Here is a 17305-nt window from a genome sequence, read left to right as displayed (position 1 = left end):
TTTTTACTGTACCTCGTCTCTTTTATTTAATTGAACTAAATACCTTGCTAATGCGTCTTGCCATGAAGGTAAAGATTGAAAGCCATTATCTACTAGCTTTTGTTTTGATAATCTCGAATTTTTCGGTCGAGTTGCTCGAGTAGGGTAGTCTTCGGATGCAATCGATTTTACGAAAGTTTTTCTGTCTGTTTGTTTGAATATTTCTTTTGCAAAATCAGCCCAACTAGTAAAGCCCTCATTTGTTGCGTGATAGATTCCAAATTGATCTGATTTCATTAAATCGATTATGAATCTAGCTAGATCAACTGTATAAGTCGGTGAACCAATTTGATCTTCGACGATCTTTAATTCATTTCTTGTTTCTGATAATTTCAACATTGTTTTAATAAAATTATTTCCATTAATCCCAAATACCCACGAAATACGAACGATGAAATAGTTTTCGATGCATGATTGAACAACTCTTTCACCCTCAAACTTTGTTAATCCATAATAGCCGATTGGATCCGGTTGGTCATCTTCATTAAATGGACTTTCACCTGTCCCATTAAATACATAGTCCGTACTAATATAAATGAACTTTGAATGATGTTTTTTCGCAGCTTCAACTAAATATCTTGTTCCTTCTACATTCACATTCCAGCAATTCTCTTTATCATCTTCCGCTTTGTCTACTGCTGTATAGGCAGCGCAGTGAACAATTACATCCGGTTTAAATGAATCGATAATAGAAGAAACTGATTCCTTTTCAGTAATATCGAGTTCTTTTCGACCGATTCCTTTTACAACTAAACCATGTCGTTCACATTCCTTAACAACATCATAGCCTAGTTGTCCACCATAACCAGTTACTAAAACCTTCATTTATATTACTCCTTATAAATAAAATTATTTTCAGCATCTTTTAATAATGGTGCGGCTTTGTCTTTTTCAGATAATAATGGAGAACTATTCATTGGCCATTGCACCTGAATATCGGGGTCATTCCAAACAATTCCACGATCACATTCGGGTGAATAGAACTCATCCGCCTTATATTGGACTTCCACATTATCTGTTAACGTCATAAAACCGTGAGCAAACCCTTTTGGAATGAATAATTGTTTTTTGTTTTCTGCACTTAACTCGATTCCGAACCATTTTCCGTAAGTTGGACTCCCTTTTCTTAGATCGACAGCCACATCAAAAATTGCACCCCTTGTACAACGAACTAATTTCGTTTGTGCTTTTGGAGACAACTGATAATGTAATCCCCGCAACGTTCCCTTCAATGCAGAAAATGATTGATTATCTTGAACAAAATTCAAATCCATTCCAAGATCCTTCATTTTAGAATCATTATATGTTTCCATAAACCAACCACGATGATCACCATAAACAGTCGGTTCAATCACTACAATTCCTTTTATAAAAGTTTCTGTCATTTTCATTGATAATGACCCCTTGAACTAATATTTTATCTCGCCATTTGCAACTTTTCGTAAATAGTTACCATAACTTGTTTTACGAAGCGATTCGCTTAAACGGACTAATTGTTCTTTATCAATCCACCCATTAATAAAAGCTACTTCTTCTGGCGCAGATATTTTAATCCCTTGATGCTCTTCGATTGTTTTGACAAAATTAGTTGCCGACACTAAGCTTTCATGCGTTCCAGTATCTAACCATGTATAGCCGCGACCTAATAACTCAACTTCTAACTCTCCCAAATTTAAATAAGCTTCATTGACAGAAGTAATCTCTAATTCCCCTCGACTTGATGGTTTTACGTTTTTAGCAATTTCAATGACACGATTATCATAAAAATACAATCCAGTAACTGCATAATTTGATTTCGGAGCTACTGGCTTTTCTTCGATGCTCAAAACTTTCCCTGACTCATCGAATTCTACAACACCAAATCGCTCAGGATCCTGGACATGATACCCGAATACTGTTGCCCCTTTTTCCTTCATCGCAGCTTTCTTCAACATACTACGTAACCCACTGCCATAATAAATATTGTCACCTAATATCATCGCAACAGAGTCGTTTCCAATAAACTCTTCACCAAGAATGAACGCTTGGGCCAACCCATCTGGAAAAGGTTGTACTTTATAGTTCAACGAAACGCCAAATTGTGAGCCATCACCTAACAACGCCTCAAAACGAGGTAAATCTTCTGGAGTCGATATAATTAAAATCTCTCTAATACCAGCTAGCATTAAAGTAGATAATGGATAGTAAATCATTGGTTTATCGTATACAGGCAATAGTTGTTTACTAGTCACCATCGTTAATGGATAAAGACGAGTACCGCTGCCACCTGCAAGTATAATGCCTTTTATTGTTAAGACCTCCTAAACATTTAGGAATATATATATTATTATGATAGTGGTTAAGGGGTTGTGTAGGTAAACTTCTTAGAGGATCTATGAGTTTGGTGGTAAAGAGTGGTATTTTTGATGAATATGATCAAAAAAAATAGACACCGTTAAAAAATTTTAACAGTGTCTAACTAATCATTATTTTGTTTCAGCGGGTAACTCTAAATGCTGGCGAAGATCATTTGAGATAGCGTTTCGTTCCTCTTGCGGAATTAAATAATAGTATATACCATCAATTTTCTTACCTGAACCAGTCACTTGGGATTTACTAATCTTTTTCGAAGCCTCACGATAATTTTTTTGAATTGCGATCATATCGTCTAACTTAATATTCGTCACAACATTCTTTTGAATCGCTTGTAAAACGGATTGGTAATTTGTTAAAGAAGAAATGGTAGCTCCTTTTTTGATTACCGCTTCAATGATTTGTCTTTGTCGCTGCTCACGACCAAAGTCACCTCGTGGGTCTAATTTACGCATACGAGAATACTTTAATGCATCCTCACCATTCAAATGAATTTGGCCCTCCTCAAAATGTACACCACCATAAGTAAAGTCTAAGTCATTAACGACATCAACTCCACCTACTGCATCAACAATATCTTTAAAGCCTTCCATATTTACTTCAAGATAATAGTCAATTGGAATATTTAAGAAGTTCTCAACTGTATCAACTGACATTTGGATTCCACCAAATGCATAGGCATGGTTAATTTTATCTTCTTTCCCTTTTCCAACGATTTCCGTTCTTGTATCACGTGGAATACTAACCATTTTTGTCGTATTTGTATTTGGATTAACCGTCATCACAATCATCGTATCCGAACGGCCCTTATCACCAGGACGATGATCGACACCTAATATTAAAATAGAGAACGGTTCTTTCTTTTCAACACTTATTTCTTCTTCTCGTTTATCTGATTTTTTGATTCCTTTATAAATCGCATCTGTCGTCTTATTTACATTATGGTAAATAGAATACGCATAACCACCAATTCCTAAACCGATCACAACTAATACACTGACTACAATTAATACTACTTTTTTTGCCGTTGACATTTTTTTAGCTGATTTTTTTTCTGATCTAGACAATAGTTTTCTCCTTTTATGAACTTTATCTTTAATTAAAAATCCATTATTCCAAAAACTTCATTATATTAATATAAGTTCTACTTTTTCAAATCATCCATCTTTATTTAACGTTTACTGTTAACATGTCCTTTAAATAATCTAATAAATCTTCTCTTAAATCATCATGTTTTAAAGCAAACTCAATCGTTGTTTTAATAAATCCTAATTTTTCACCAACATCATGACGCTTTCCTTCAAAGTCATATGCAAACACACGTTGAATCGTATTTAATTCTTGAATAGCATCCGTTAACTGAATCTCTCCACCAGCACCGATATTTTGTTCTTCTAAGAACTTAAAAATTTCAGGTGTAAAGACATAACGGCCCATAATGGCTAAATTCGAAGGAGCTGTACCAGGTGCTGGTTTTTCAACAAAGTTTCTTACTTCGTAGCTTCTGCCATTTTGCATGATTGGATCAACAATTCCATATCGATGTGTTTCTTCTTCTGGTACAGTTTGCACACCAATTACAGAAGAGAATTTTTGGTCATATTGATCAATTAATTGCTTTAATCCTGGTGTTTCTGCTTCAACAATATCATCACCAAGTAATACTGCAAATGGCTCATTCCCAATAAAATTACGTGCGCACCATACAGCATGACCTAATCCTTTTGGTTCTTTTTGACGAATATAATGAATGTCAATATTAGATGGAGCTTTTACTTGTTTTAATATATCATATTTTTCTTTTTCTAATAAATTTTGTTCTAACTCAAATGAATAATCAAAGTGATCTTCAATTGCACGTTTACCTTTACCTGTTACGATAATAATGTCTTCAATTCCTGATTCAATCGCTTCTTCTACTATATATTGAATTGTTGGCTTGTCTACGATTGGTAACATTTCTTTCGGCATCGCTTTTGTTGCAGGTAAAAAACGTGTTCCTAATCCCGCTGCTGGAATAATTGCTTTTCTTACTTTTTTCATTTCAAAAGTCCCCCCATGTTCTTCTCTCTATTTTATATCTATACGCATGTGATTTAATACACAAAAATGTAACTCCATTTAAAAAACTAAAAAGGGTACATAATACCCTGATGATTTACTTCTAAGCAGACAATTTTACACTTCGAAACTAAATAACCTTTACTCTTCCAAGTAAATCCTGCCTTGAATTATTTTTTTAGAATAATATTAGATAATCAACAAAACTTATTATAACAATTTCTCAACATTTCGTTAAGTAGTTTTTAATAAATATTTAGATTGACGTTTGCACAAACTAGAGGAAATATCTACATTATAATGGTTTAGACCTATTTATATTACAATCATTAAACAATATTGTAACGTTATTTATTATACAAATATAATTATTTTTTTGCAGATTGGAAACAAGTTTAATCAATAGGAATAAAAAAAATTGGATAATAGACCTCTTTTTTAAGGTGCCTATTATCCAGTTAACAATTATTATTTTGTTTCTAAAGGTAGCTCTAAGTGCTGGCGAAGATCATTTGAAATAGTATTTCTGTCTTCATCCGAAACAAGTAAATAATAAATTTTATCAATCAGTTTACCTTGACCTGTAATCTGAGTTTCTGTAATATTCTTCGCAGCAACACGATAGTCTTTTTGAATTGATACCATATCATTTAAGCCAAAGTTCGTCACAACATTCTTTTGAATCGCTTGTAAAATCGATTGATAGTTTGTTAAAGAAGAGATTGTTGCCCCTTTTTTAATAACTGCTTCAATCACTTGTCTTTGTCGCAGCTGACGTCCAAAGTCACCTCTTGGGTCTTGCTTACGCATACGAGAATAAAGTAAAGCATCATCACCATTTAAATGCATTGGTCCTTTAGTGAAATGAACTCCACCATAAGTAAAGTCTAAGTCATTATTCACATCAACTCCACCTACTGCTTCTACGATATCTTTAAAGCCTTCCATATTTACTTCAAGATAATAATCGATTGGAATGTTCAAAAAATTTTCAACCGAGTCAACTGCCATTTGAATTCCACCAAATGCATAAGCGTGATTAATCTTATCTTGTTTACCTTTACCAACAATTTCTGTTCTCGTATCACGTGGAATACTTACCATCTTTGTTGTATTAGTATTCGGATTAACTGTTAACACAATCATCGTATCCGAACGACCTTTATCACCAGGACGATGGTCAACCCCTAATAGTAAAATCGAGAAAGGTTCTTTCTTTTCAACACTTACTTCTTCTTTACGTTTATCAGTTTTCTTGATGCCTTTATAAATTGCGTCTGTTGTTTTATTTACATTGTGGTAAATTGAATAAGCATAACCGCCTATTCCTAGACCAATGACAACTAGTACACTAACTAGGGTTAGTAGAACTTTTTTTGTCGTGGACATTTTTTTAGATGAGCGTTTTTCTGATCTAGACAAGATTTTTCTCCTTTAATTATGAACTTTATTTTCCTATGAAAAATAGTCAGAATTGCTTATATTTCTATCTTACTTGATTAGAAAGGCATTTGCATAATATTTATGTGTTAATTTTTTGAAAAACTAAAAGAATGCAAAATCTTTTTAGGTACAGACTTTTTATTTTCTTGCATAAGAAAAATGCACAGGCAATCATTATAAATTACCTGTGCAAAAATTACCTACTTATCAAAACGACTTAAAACGTCTTTCTTTATTGCCTCTAATTTTTCATTACTATTTGTTAATGTATTTCCTTTAACCCCGAAATAAAATTTAATTTTCGGCTCAGTACCAGATGGACGTAATGCACACCAAGATCCATCTGATAAAATGTATTTTAAAACATTTGATTTCGGAAGATTTATTTCGTTTTTTGTGCCATCTTTAAGAATTGTTCTAGTACTTTCTATATAATCTTCAATGATCGCAACTTCAAGACTAGCAAACTCTTTCGGAGGATTCACTCGGAACTCATTCATCATTTGTTGAATTTGCTCTGCTCCATCTTTCCCCTTCAATGTCATAGAAACTAAATCTTCTTTAAAGAAACCATACTTTTCAAAGATTTCTAGTAAACCATCATATAATGTTTTACCTTGCGATTTATAGTAAGCAGCAACTTCACAAGCTAATATAACAGATTGAACTGCATCCTTATCTCTTACAAAATCACGAATTAAATAGCCATAGCTTTCTTCATAGCCAAATTGGAACTTGTACTCACCTGTTTGTTCATACTCTTTAATCTTCTCACCAATAAACTTAAAGCCAGTAAGCGTATCAATCGTATCAATACCATAGTTTTGTGCAATAACACGTCCAATTTCAGATGTAACAATTGTTTTTAAAATTACACCATTGTCAGGTAAAGTTCCAAGTGATTTCTTTTGAGATAATAAATACTCAAGCATTAACGCACCAGTTTGGTTACCTGTTAAAATCGTAAACTCACCTTCAGCATTACGCACAGCAACACCTAAACGGTCTGCATCAGGATCAGTTGTAATTAATACATCTGCATTTACTTTCTCACCATACTGAATACTTAATTCAAATGCTGCATGTTCTTCTGGATTCGGAGATTTTACAGTCGTAAAGTTTGGATCTGGAAGCTCCTGCTCTTTAACAACAGTTACATTTGTATAACCCAACATACTTAATCCATTACGAACAGGAATATTAGACGTCCCATGTAAAGGTGAGAAAACAATAGTTAAATCCTTCGCATGCTTTTCTACAATTTTTGCATTTACAACAACTGTTTTTAACTCTTCTAAATAAGCTGTATCTACTTTTTCGCCGATCATTTCTAGTAAACCATTAGACAGTAACTCTTCTTTTGAAGCTACCTCCACTGATAATTCATCTTCAACCTGATCTACGAAACTAGTTAATGCATCCGCTTCTGCAGGAGGTAATTGTCCACCATCAGGACCGTATACTTTATAGCCATTGTATTCAGGTGGGTTATGACTTGCTGTTAATACGATCCCACTGAACGCACCTAAATAACGAACTGCAAATGATAAAACTGGAGTCGGACGCAAGCTTTCGAATACATATGTTTTAATACCATGTGCACCAAGAGTCGTTGCTGCTTCCATTGCAAATTCAGGTGATTTGTGACGTGAATCGTAAGCAATTACTACACCTTGACGTTTTGCTTCTTCACCATGGTTCTCGATGAAACGTGCTAACCCTTCTGATGCTTTTCGTACAGTGTAAATGTTAAGACGGTTTGTACCTGCGCCTAGTTCTCCTCGCATTCCGCCTGTGCCGAATTCTAGGTTTTTGTAGAAGCTGTCTTCTATTAGTTTTTCGTTTGATTTCATTTGTTCTAGTAATGATTTTAGTTCATTGTCTAGTGATGGATGGTTGTACCATTTTTTGAATTGATTTTTATGATTCATCTACAATTTACCTCTTATTCTTAAAACCGTAAAACAATCGATTGACAATTATTGATTTTTATAAACATTGAAATTGATTGTTTTAAATTTTTCATTTTAGTATTACAAAACAATATTTTGGGTTTTGGAAAGAAATACAAATATGTAGTTAAGGACAAAAATAAGCGCATACAACTTCCCAGACTTAATTTTTAATTTTATTCAGAAATAAATAAGTAATTCAACCAACTTACCTTTATCTTTTAAATTGAGTTGTATTAATATAAAAAAGCGTTAAAGATTCTTAAATCAGATCTTTAACGCTTTTTAAATTTCAATTCGCATTTGCAATTTTACTCTTGGGATTAATACAAATAAGTCTAAGCTAAAGTAAAACACGCCCCAAAGGAACAAATAATACATCCCTAAAAAATTCTACTTTTCCTACATAAAGAATTGATGCCATTCATCTATAATGGCATAGAGTTCTAATATTTCCCTAGTATTTTTCCTTTACTATTCCGAAATCCTACAACTCTAGAATTCAACCAAGAAGTAACAGGTATGGTTATTTTTGGTCTCAAGGAAAAGATATGACCCTTTCAAAAAATGGAGATTTCTTACTTAACTTGTTGGTTTAGGTCAAATTTAGTTCTTTTTATAATACTCGATATACCAATCCGCGAATTGCTGTAATCCATTTTCAATAGATGTCATTGGCTTAAATCCAACAGCTTGATCTAGTGCTTCAGTTGAAGCATAAGTCGCAGGTACATCCCCTGGCTTAATCGGCTCAAATACCTTTTCAAACTTTACTTCCCTTTCCAATGCATTGCTTAAGCACTTTTCGAGGGTTTCAATAAACACCATCAACTTCTCGGGACTGTTGTTACCAATGTTAAATACTCGATGAGGCACGTCTTCCTCACCTACAGAAGGATTGTTAAGTAATCGTTCAATTCCTTCTACGATATCATCTACATAAGTAAAATCACGATACAAATCATTCTCAAAATCACCATTATTAAAGATTTTAATCGGTTCTCCAGCAAAATACTTATTGGTAAATCCAAAATAGGCCATATCCGGACGACCCATTGGTCCATAAACTGTAAAGAAACGAAGTCCTGTTGCTGGGATCTTATAAAGATGGCTATAAGTATGTGCCATCAATTCATTTGATTTCTTAGTTGCTGCATAAAGGGAAACTGGGTTATCTACCATATCTGTTTCCTCAAAAGGAACCTTCTTGTTTGCTCCATAGACTGAGCTAGATGATGCATAAATAAGATGATCTACCGGGTAATAGCGACATGCTTCAAGGATGTTATAAAAGCCAATAATATTACTTTGGATGTATACATCTGGGTTCTCGATGGAATAACGCACCCCAGCCTGGGCAGCAAGGTTAACAACAACATTTGGCTTGTACTCCTCAAAAACAGACTCAATCATTGTTTTATCTGAAATGTCACCTTTAATAAATGTAAAGTTAGCAAAAGGTTTAAGTTTCTCGAGACGAGCAAACTTAAGGTTAACATCATAATAGTCATTTATATTATCAATACCAATTACTCGCGCCCCTTGTTCAAGAAGTTTCTTAGATAAATAGAAACCGATAAAACCTACTGCACCCGTAATTAGGTATGTCTTGCTTTTGTCTATAGAATTAAACTGTTGTTTCACTTAGATTCTTCTCCTTTGTATTTTTTACAATGGCAAGCCTGCTTGTCCCATTTTGTCTTCCAACAGAGTAGTATTCTACCCCAGCCTCTTTCATATAACTAACTCCATAAATATTTCGACCATCATAAACTAATGGAGTTCTCATTAAATTTTTATATTCTTCTGGTTTAATAGCCTTAATTTCGCCCCACTCTGTAAAGATGAAGCAAACATTTGCATCTTTTAACGCATCTTGAGGATTTTTAACATATGTTATACTACCTCTGCCATTCTTTCCTTCTGGATAAACACGTTTAAAGTTATCTGCTCCGACCGGATCATAAGCATAAATATCTGCCCCTTGTTCCAATAATAAAGGAACATTGTCTAGAGATGGTGCCTCTCGCAAGTCATCTGTACCAGGCTTGAATGTTAAACCAAAAACTGCAACTTTTAAACCACTAAATGTTATTAATCTCTTACTTGCTTTCTTATAAAGTAGGGTTTTTTGTTCAGTATTTACATCAATTGCAGCGCTGACTGTTTTAAGTTCATACCCGTGTTGCTCTGCAATATACTTCAATGCCTTCGTATCTTTAGGGAAACAGCTGCCACCGTAACCAATACCAGCATTTAAAAATTTACTGCCAATCCGATCATCAAAGCTCATTCCAACTGCTACATCTTCAATATCAGCACCGACTAGCTCACATAGATTAGAAATGTCGTTCATGTAAGAAATTTTAAGAGCAAGAAAATCGTTCGAAGCATATTTAATCATCTCAGCTGAACGCCTACTTACAGACACAATTGGGATATTAAATGGCTCATAAATATTCATTAACAATTCTTGTGCCCATTTACTTTCTGTACCTATTATAATTCTTGCAGCATGTAAAGTATCTTTAACCGCTGTACCCTGTGCTAAAAACTCCGGATTTGATGCGACTTCTACTCTAATTTCTTTTTCGCCATTATTAGAGGAGTTTCCAATATATTTTTCCCCGTCATGTGGAAGGAAGTCATAGATAAACTGCTCCACCTTATCATTTGTACCAACAGGAACAGTTGACTTCACAACTACCAAACAATCCTTTTCAATTGACTCAGCAATCTGTCTAGCAACTGTTGCAATATATGAAAGATTAGCAGAACCATCAGGTAGTTCTGGTGTACCAACACCAATAAAAATAGCGTCTGCTTCCTTATAAGCTTGTGCATAATCTGTCGTGTAATTTAATCTACCCGCTGCGTAATTCTTTTGCATTAATTCTTCAAGTCCTTCCTCAAATATAGGAGAAATTCCTTGTTTCATCATATTTACTTTATTCTCGTCGATGTCCACACAGGTTACTTGGTGGCCTACTTCAGCAAAACATACACCTGCCACTAATCCGACATAACCTGTACCTGCAACTGCTATCTTGTACATTATCTCGCTTCCTTTTCTCATAAATTAACTCAGTTTCTTTTATTAAAAAAATCTAATCATTCAAAAGAGTATTATTTAAAAATTATCTTCCGCTCTATCCATAAACATAAAATCAAATAACTTAACTAATCAGAACATAAAGTAACTTATGGTAATCACCAATGTATTTTACAAAACAATTACTACCGTTCTCTACATATCTAGGATGGTAACAAATACTATAATTTTTAAAGTCGAAGTTGCTCTAGAGCTTTATAGATTATTTACTCTAATTTGGTAAATGCCTTATCTAATATTTTTTTTAGCTATTATTTATTTTTTTTTGAAATTACCATCTTGGATATTTTTAATGTCTCATTTCGTAAACTTGGAAATAAAAATAGTATTCCAAAATAGAATACTATGCATAGAAAAATTGATATAAAACTCCATATGAAGCCCTCATTTATTTGCTGAAATGCATATCCGATTATCCCCATAGATACTGCAGATATAATAGTCGGTAAAACATTTTTAAATGTTTTATAGATTGGAAACCTAATTAAATATTTCATAACAATAAAGTGAACTAAGATGCCTTCAAGTCTTATCAATGATCGTGAATATACCAATGCCCAAAATCCGTATTTAGAACTAATGATACAGGTAGGAACTAAAACTATTAGGTGGAGTATTTGTGCTAGAAAGGATAATTTTGGCCTACCTTTAGCACGATATACTTCACTACAAAAATGAGCAAAGACAATTTGCATTGAGCTGGTTAAAGCCCATATTCCTATCACATTACTAGCTTCTGACCATTGACTTCCTAACAAAATTTTAGTCGCTATATCACTATAAAGGAACATACCAATCCCTAAAGGAAATACAATTATAGACACTATTCTTTGAAACTTAAAAAATAGTTGATTAAACTTTGTGTCATTATCTTGCAAACGTGATAATCCAGAAAATAATACCGGCACTATTGAAGAAGTTATCAGTGCCATTAATGTATTAACTAAAGAAGTTGATGTTTTATACAATCCTAAATAATACTGGTTTAAAACTGTTCCTATAATAAATGAATCAACCCAGATTGTTAACCATATTGAAATTGCTTCAATTAATGACCACACACTGAATGAGAGCATTTTTTTTAATCTTTTAAAGCTGTAAAAAAAAGTAGGTTTCCAACTTGAATTGATTGTTAAAATAAGAGCATTTGAAACTTGAATGATTAATGTTCCAATAATTAATGCCCAATATCCAAACCCAAATAAGGCTAATGGAATTGTAACAATGAATGGTATAAAAATAGAAATTAATCTAACCCAAAATAATGTCTTAAAATCAAAGCTTCTTCGGTACAATGCCATTTGAATACTTGAAAACGAGGTTAACGGTAATTGTAAACATGCAATTGCAAGGACATTACCTAATCCAGGATTTCCAACCAAATTTGCAATTGGTTGACGGAATATAAAAATAATTCCCCACAAAAGGATTGAAATCCCCATGTTTGTCCAAAAAGCCACATTAGCATATTTATTCTTCTCATCTTCATTTTTAAATTTATTCTGGACTATATACTTTTGAAAACCAGAATCAGTTAACATATCGGCAAAGCTTATTATCATAGTTACTGTTGTAACTACGCCAAAAGCTTCTGGTGCTAGAATCCTAGCCAAAATCATATTTGTTACTGGACTAAATAACTTTGCTGTAATCTCTGTTATTGATGACCATTTTGTTGCATGGAAAACTTTACTCTGAAGGTTTTTCTCATTCAAAATACTTACCCCTTAATAAAAACAGAACTAATTTATTTTTCTAAAGTTAAGATAATTCGATTTCACTATTAAAAATACTTCAAATGTTCAATTTCGTTGTTCTTTGCAATGAAAAAGACCTATGGCCATATACTGAATAAGTCAGGTATTAACTCGACAGATCCACTTATAAAGGACATAGCTCGTAGCTTTATATATATATCATAGGCTCATTCTCATAGCCCAGGCACCCAATTTTCCAACCCGTACTTCCTATTTATTATAAAGTTTAATGAACTTTTTCCTCTCCATGTGATGATTAGCTACTGCCCAGAATACTGAATACCAGATAGTCATATGTTGCCACGAATATGTTACACTTCCATAATCTTGTAATAAGATTGACAAAATTAGGACAGAAAATAATCCTGCTAAAACAGATTTATTTTTTATTCTTAAAATTACTCTAAATAATGAGAATAAGAAACTATAATAAATTAATGCTCCTATAAGTCCAAATTCCACCATAATTTGTAACAAGTTATTTTCAGCACCATAACCCGTCGCGGTTTGGAAAGTATTAAAACCATATCCCAAAAACGGCTTACTTCCTATCCATTCATATGCTACATTTTTTAGTTGCTGCCGCATAAGATAAGAGTTACCATCTAATGAATTGGATTGTGAAAATATGTTCATTATCATAGACTCAAGCCTAATCCCTACTGCATCATAAATAATAGGGACTTTAGAAAGAAGTATATATCCTGCTATTGGAACAACAAGGAACAAAACTATTTTTTTTAACGTAATACCCTTTCTCATAAAAAAATACGTGTATATTATATATAGTATATAAATCAACAATCCTTTTCTTGATCCAGAAAGTAACATTCCAATTGTTAAGAAGACAATAAAAATATAACAATACCACTTTTTAAATCGCACAGAATAATATAGTAAGAATAATGTTGCTATAGCGCAAAAGGTAGCAGTTCCATTAGAACTTTTGTATATAGGAACCCCTGCTATTTGATAACTAACTATACTACCAGAACCGTTATGCCCCAACCTGGATGCTACTGCATTATCACCAACTAAAAGGAATATTATAACCAAAGAAATTATACTAATAGCCACATATAACCTCATGAATTTTTCAGGTTTTTCGAGACGCATAAGATAATTATAAATAAATATGGAGGATACGTACTTCATTAGCAAAAGCATCAATCGATCCTCAACATTCCCTGTACCCCAGCCAATTAAGGATAAGATTAGTGCAAACAGGAAAAATAGACCATAGGATATAAGAAATGGGTTTAAATAAAACTTCCCATCTAACATAATCAAAAATATTCCTGCTATGACTGTTAATAATAACGAAATAAATGTCAATTCACTCGGAAATATATTTTGTTGGAAAAGTAAGAAAACAAACGCTATCTCAAATATTCCCAAGCATAGTTTTTTTCTACTAATCTTCATAAAACTCCCCTATTTTAGAATGATTCCTATCTTCCTCAACTAAATGCGCCTGTGATACTGTTGATAGATTTATCCACTGTCCTAATTTGTAATCCCAAATTTCGGGGGTAAATTCTTCTGCACCACTTCCTGGATAAAAGGTCAATTCACCAAAATATACCTGCTCTCCCTTTTGATAAAAATCGACCCTGACGAAAGGAATATCTTTGGATAGAATTTTTGCCAATTGTACCATTTTTTCATATTGACTCGGTTTTTCAATTTCAACTGAATTTCTAGGATAATGTCTTTCAAACGGCATTGGCAACCAATCTTCATCGTAAAAGTTAACACATAACCCCTGCTTTGAATTTCTATTAGAGCATACAAAGGAACACTTTAATTCCCCGTTAAAACACATCAACTTATAATCATTAATCTGTATCTTTTCATTTTCATCTTGCAAATTCTCCTCAATGATAATTCTTGGGGGAACATTTTTATAGGGCCATTCTCGGCCTGCATAGAAAAAATTTCTCTTCAACATCCTTTTAAAATCTTTTTCAATTTTTTTAATGTCAATATCTTTTTTGTCATTAACTACAACTACTCCTCCAGAGTTATGGGTACATTTAATTACAAATCGATTAGGTAACTGACTGAAGTCAATATCTTCAAACTTATCGTAAACTCCTATCGTTGGTATAATGTATTCTGGACCTACCATTTCTTCTACATAAGTTTTGACAGCGTATTTGTCAACCATTAACGAATACCGTGGATTTCTATCATACAATTTTAGCCACTGCATTTTTTCATTAAACGATTGAGGATTGGCTAAATTTAACCTTTTACCCATCCGTAATCTATATACAAACTTCAAATAAGTCTCATCATTCCAAAAATTAAAAAAACCAGCTTTATCTAGTTTCCACTTGATATACAACGCTATCTTTTTGGGATCTTTAATTTTTTTCAATACTTTCATCTAGTCACCTCCAAAAAATTATTATTTTAGTTACTTTGATAAATACTACTCAATTATTCTATCTGGTATCAAACTAGTTCTAACCACATTTTGCAAATATTTTTTGCTGATATTTCTTCTCTGATTTTTGTAGCATTAGCCGAAATTTTTTCTGCATACGCTCTATCCTCTGCAATTTTACTCATAGCTTCTACTAATGCATCACAGTCATTCATTGGAATTAAAATGCCATTTTCATCGGTCTTAACAAACATCCTTGCACCTCCAACAGGACAGTCTGTTACAATCGATGGTATTCCCATGCCCAAAGCTTCAAGCATAGAGTTGGATATTCCTTCATGATTAGAAGTAGAAACATACATTGCAGCTTTGTTGATTTCTTCAGGCAAATTTGATGCAAATCCAGGTAACTTAATAATGCTCATTAAGTCATATTTCTTTATTTCTCTTTCTAATTGGTTTCGCAGTGCTCCCTCGCCATAGATTGTCATATTATATTCCGGATGTTTCTTATGGAAAATCGAAAAGGCTTCAATTAATAGTGAAAAATTCTTTTCTTCAGAAAACCTACCAGCTGCCACAATTCGTTTTTCACGTTCTCCTTCATATCTTTTAGGTAATTTATCTGTATCTAAAGGATTTGGAATAATACAACTCCTCTTTTGACGATTTTTATTGTAATATGATTGTGCATCTGGCGTTTGAAATACCATCAATTCAGCCAAATTATAAAGTCCCATCTTACGCATAATGAGGATTCCAACTCGATCTTTCCAGCTTAAATTTTTAGCCCAGAAACTAATACGGGGATCGGATCGTTCAGAAGTTATAACTCGTTTATTGATCCCCATATTCGCAATCATAGTATATAACGTAATCAATGGCAGAAAGGGTATAACCGTCGAGTCATCACTTTTTTTCAATATTGAACGCAACTGTTTAATCCTTGAAATTGTTTTAAATTTTTTACTACCAGTTTTAATCTGAATACAATTTACTTTATCTGATACATGATATATATACTTTTTTTCACGCATAACTACTAGAGTGACATCTGCACCCGCTTCTGCACACATTGTTGCCAAAATTGACATTACACGCTCTGCCCCGCCATCAGCTAGAGAGCCTGTAACAAATATTATTTTTTTATTTTTGTAATTCATTTAAATCTCCTCTTTACACAGCATTGAGTAAATAAATTGGAATTTTAACTTAGGGAGGCTGGTTGTATGACTATAATAATCAATCGTCTTTATATAATTAATTCCTTCGTTTATCTCTTCGGCAGATTTATCCAATCACCAAACTTATAATCCCACTCTTGAGGTTCAAAAGGCTTCATTCCACTCCAATGGTAGAATGTAATCTCCCCAAAATAGACTTTACCGTTTATATTATAAAAATCAATTCTTGCATGGGGCATATCTCTACTCAATCTTTCAGCAAGTTCAATCATTTTTTCATAGTTTTCCGGTTTAACGAGCTTTTTTTGTGAATTGGAATATCCATTACGAAATGGAAGATGTACAAAATCTCTATCAAAGTAATCAAAGCAGGTTTCAGTATCCGCCCCTCTATCAGTAGCAATATACATAGCTTTGACAATACCATCAAATGCAAAAAACTTATAGTCATTCAATCCATTTCCAGATTCGTCATCCATATATTTTTCTGCTATAATACGCGGCAAAACGTCCTTATAAGGCCATTCTCTAGTGTTGAGAAAGTATTTTCTTTTTAAGCATCTTTCGATTTGCTTCTTCGCCTTGGCTTTGTCCAATTTAGTTTTATCTTTACATATAACTAGGCCGCCGCTATCATGTGTACATTTCAATACAAATTGATTCGGCAATTTATCAAAATCAATATCATCGAAACGTTCCCAAATACCCAAAGTTGGAATTATATAGTCCTCTCCAATAACAGAAGCAACATATTCCTTTACTCGAAATTTATCAACCATCATTGTGTACTCCGGGCGTCGATTATAGAGTTTCAGCCATTGTAATTTTTCATTGTATGTCTGTGGATTTGTTAGCTCTAACTTTTTCTTCATTCTGTTTTTATATAGAAGCTTCAGATAAAATGCATCACATCCTACTGTATCTGGCAACACTCGACCAAGAGACATAATCATGAACAAGCTCGGATCCTTTTTAAATTTATCAATAATATTCATGTCAATCCCCTTAACTCT

At 33.2% G+C, this 17305-nt stretch carries 14 protein-coding genes; all 14 read right to left on the bottom strand.

The window, feature by feature from the left end:
• Positions 1 to 3: 3 nt before the first annotated feature.
• The 14 genes from rfbD to CN925_RS03010 all read right to left on the bottom strand — a co-directional run bounded on the left by rfbD (position 4) and on the right by CN925_RS03010 (position 17287).
• Positions 4 to 864: a dTDP-4-dehydrorhamnose reductase gene (gene rfbD / locus CN925_RS03075; protein WP_098844719.1), complete on the bottom strand. Its 861-nt coding sequence runs from the start codon at positions 862 to 864 to the stop codon at positions 4 to 6.
• Between the two features lie 5 nt (positions 865 to 869).
• Positions 870 to 1430 (bottom strand): dTDP-4-dehydrorhamnose 3,5-epimerase, encoded by a 561-nt coding sequence (gene rfbC, locus CN925_RS03070; RefSeq protein ID WP_098844717.1) that lies wholly within the window; start codon positions 1428 to 1430, stop codon positions 870 to 872.
• Between the two features lie 18 nt (positions 1431 to 1448).
• Positions 1449 to 2327, bottom strand: a complete 879-nt coding sequence (gene rfbA, locus CN925_RS03065) for a glucose-1-phosphate thymidylyltransferase RfbA (protein ID WP_098844715.1) — start codon at positions 2325 to 2327, stop codon at positions 1449 to 1451.
• Positions 2328 to 2504: 177 nt separating this feature from the next.
• A complete protein-coding gene (gene tagU, locus CN925_RS03060) occupies positions 2505 to 3425 on the bottom strand; it encodes a polyisoprenyl-teichoic acid--peptidoglycan teichoic acid transferase TagU (protein WP_098844766.1) in 921 nt (306 codons plus the stop codon).
• A gap of 133 nt (positions 3426 to 3558) precedes the next feature.
• Positions 3559 to 4434, bottom strand: a complete 876-nt coding sequence (gene galU / locus CN925_RS03055; RefSeq protein WP_098844714.1) for a UTP--glucose-1-phosphate uridylyltransferase GalU — start codon at positions 4432 to 4434, stop codon at positions 3559 to 3561.
• Positions 4435 to 4920: 486 nt separating this feature from the next.
• Positions 4921 to 5874 (bottom strand): polyisoprenyl-teichoic acid--peptidoglycan teichoic acid transferase TagU, encoded by a 954-nt coding sequence (gene tagU, locus CN925_RS03050; protein WP_483295160.1) that lies wholly within the window; start codon positions 5872 to 5874, stop codon positions 4921 to 4923.
• Positions 5875 to 6095: 221 nt separating this feature from the next.
• Positions 6096 to 7826, bottom strand: a complete 1731-nt coding sequence (locus CN925_RS03045; RefSeq protein ID WP_098844712.1) for a phospho-sugar mutase — start codon at positions 7824 to 7826, stop codon at positions 6096 to 6098.
• Positions 7827 to 8453: 627 nt separating this feature from the next.
• Entirely contained in the window at positions 8454 to 9491 is a 1038-nt protein-coding gene (locus CN925_RS03040; RefSeq protein WP_098844709.1) for a GDP-mannose 4,6-dehydratase, read from the bottom strand.
• Positions 9475 to 10902 carry a UDP-glucose dehydrogenase family protein gene (locus CN925_RS03035; protein ID WP_098844707.1) on the bottom strand — a complete coding sequence of 476 codons (1428 nt, stop codon included), beginning with the start codon at positions 10900 to 10902 and terminating at the stop codon, positions 9475 to 9477. The genes CN925_RS03040 and CN925_RS03035 overlap by 17 nt, the downstream gene beginning before the upstream one ends.
• Positions 10903 to 11210: 308 nt before the next feature.
• Positions 11211 to 12674: a lipopolysaccharide biosynthesis protein gene (locus CN925_RS03030; RefSeq protein WP_098844704.1), complete on the bottom strand. Its 1464-nt coding sequence runs from the start codon at positions 12672 to 12674 to the stop codon at positions 11211 to 11213.
• Between the two features lie 252 nt (positions 12675 to 12926).
• Positions 12927 to 14141: an O-antigen ligase family protein gene (locus tag CN925_RS03025; RefSeq protein ID WP_098844701.1), complete on the bottom strand. Its 1215-nt coding sequence runs from the start codon at positions 14139 to 14141 to the stop codon at positions 12927 to 12929.
• A complete protein-coding gene (locus CN925_RS03020) occupies positions 14131 to 15108 on the bottom strand; it encodes an ATP-grasp fold amidoligase family protein (protein WP_098844698.1) in 978 nt (325 codons plus the stop codon). The genes CN925_RS03025 and CN925_RS03020 overlap by 11 nt, the downstream gene beginning before the upstream one ends.
• 68 nt (positions 15109 to 15176) lie before the next feature.
• Positions 15177 to 16271, bottom strand: coding sequence for a glycosyltransferase (locus tag CN925_RS03015; RefSeq protein ID WP_098844695.1), 1095 nt, complete (start codon positions 16269 to 16271; stop codon positions 15177 to 15179).
• A 110-nt stretch (positions 16272 to 16381) separates the two neighbouring features.
• On the bottom strand, positions 16382 to 17287 hold the full coding sequence (locus CN925_RS03010) for an ATP-grasp fold amidoligase family protein (RefSeq protein ID WP_098844692.1): 906 nt from the start codon (positions 17285 to 17287) through the stop codon (positions 16382 to 16384).
• Positions 17288 to 17305 lie beyond the last annotated feature (18 nt).

Source organism: Bacillus sp. AFS055030, assembly GCF_002574545.1.
Taxonomy (GTDB): domain Bacteria; phylum Bacillota; class Bacilli; order Bacillales; family Bacillaceae_G; genus Gottfriedia.
Note: the sequence above shows the minus strand (reverse complement) of the source record. Positions and strands in the feature narration are given on the sequence as shown.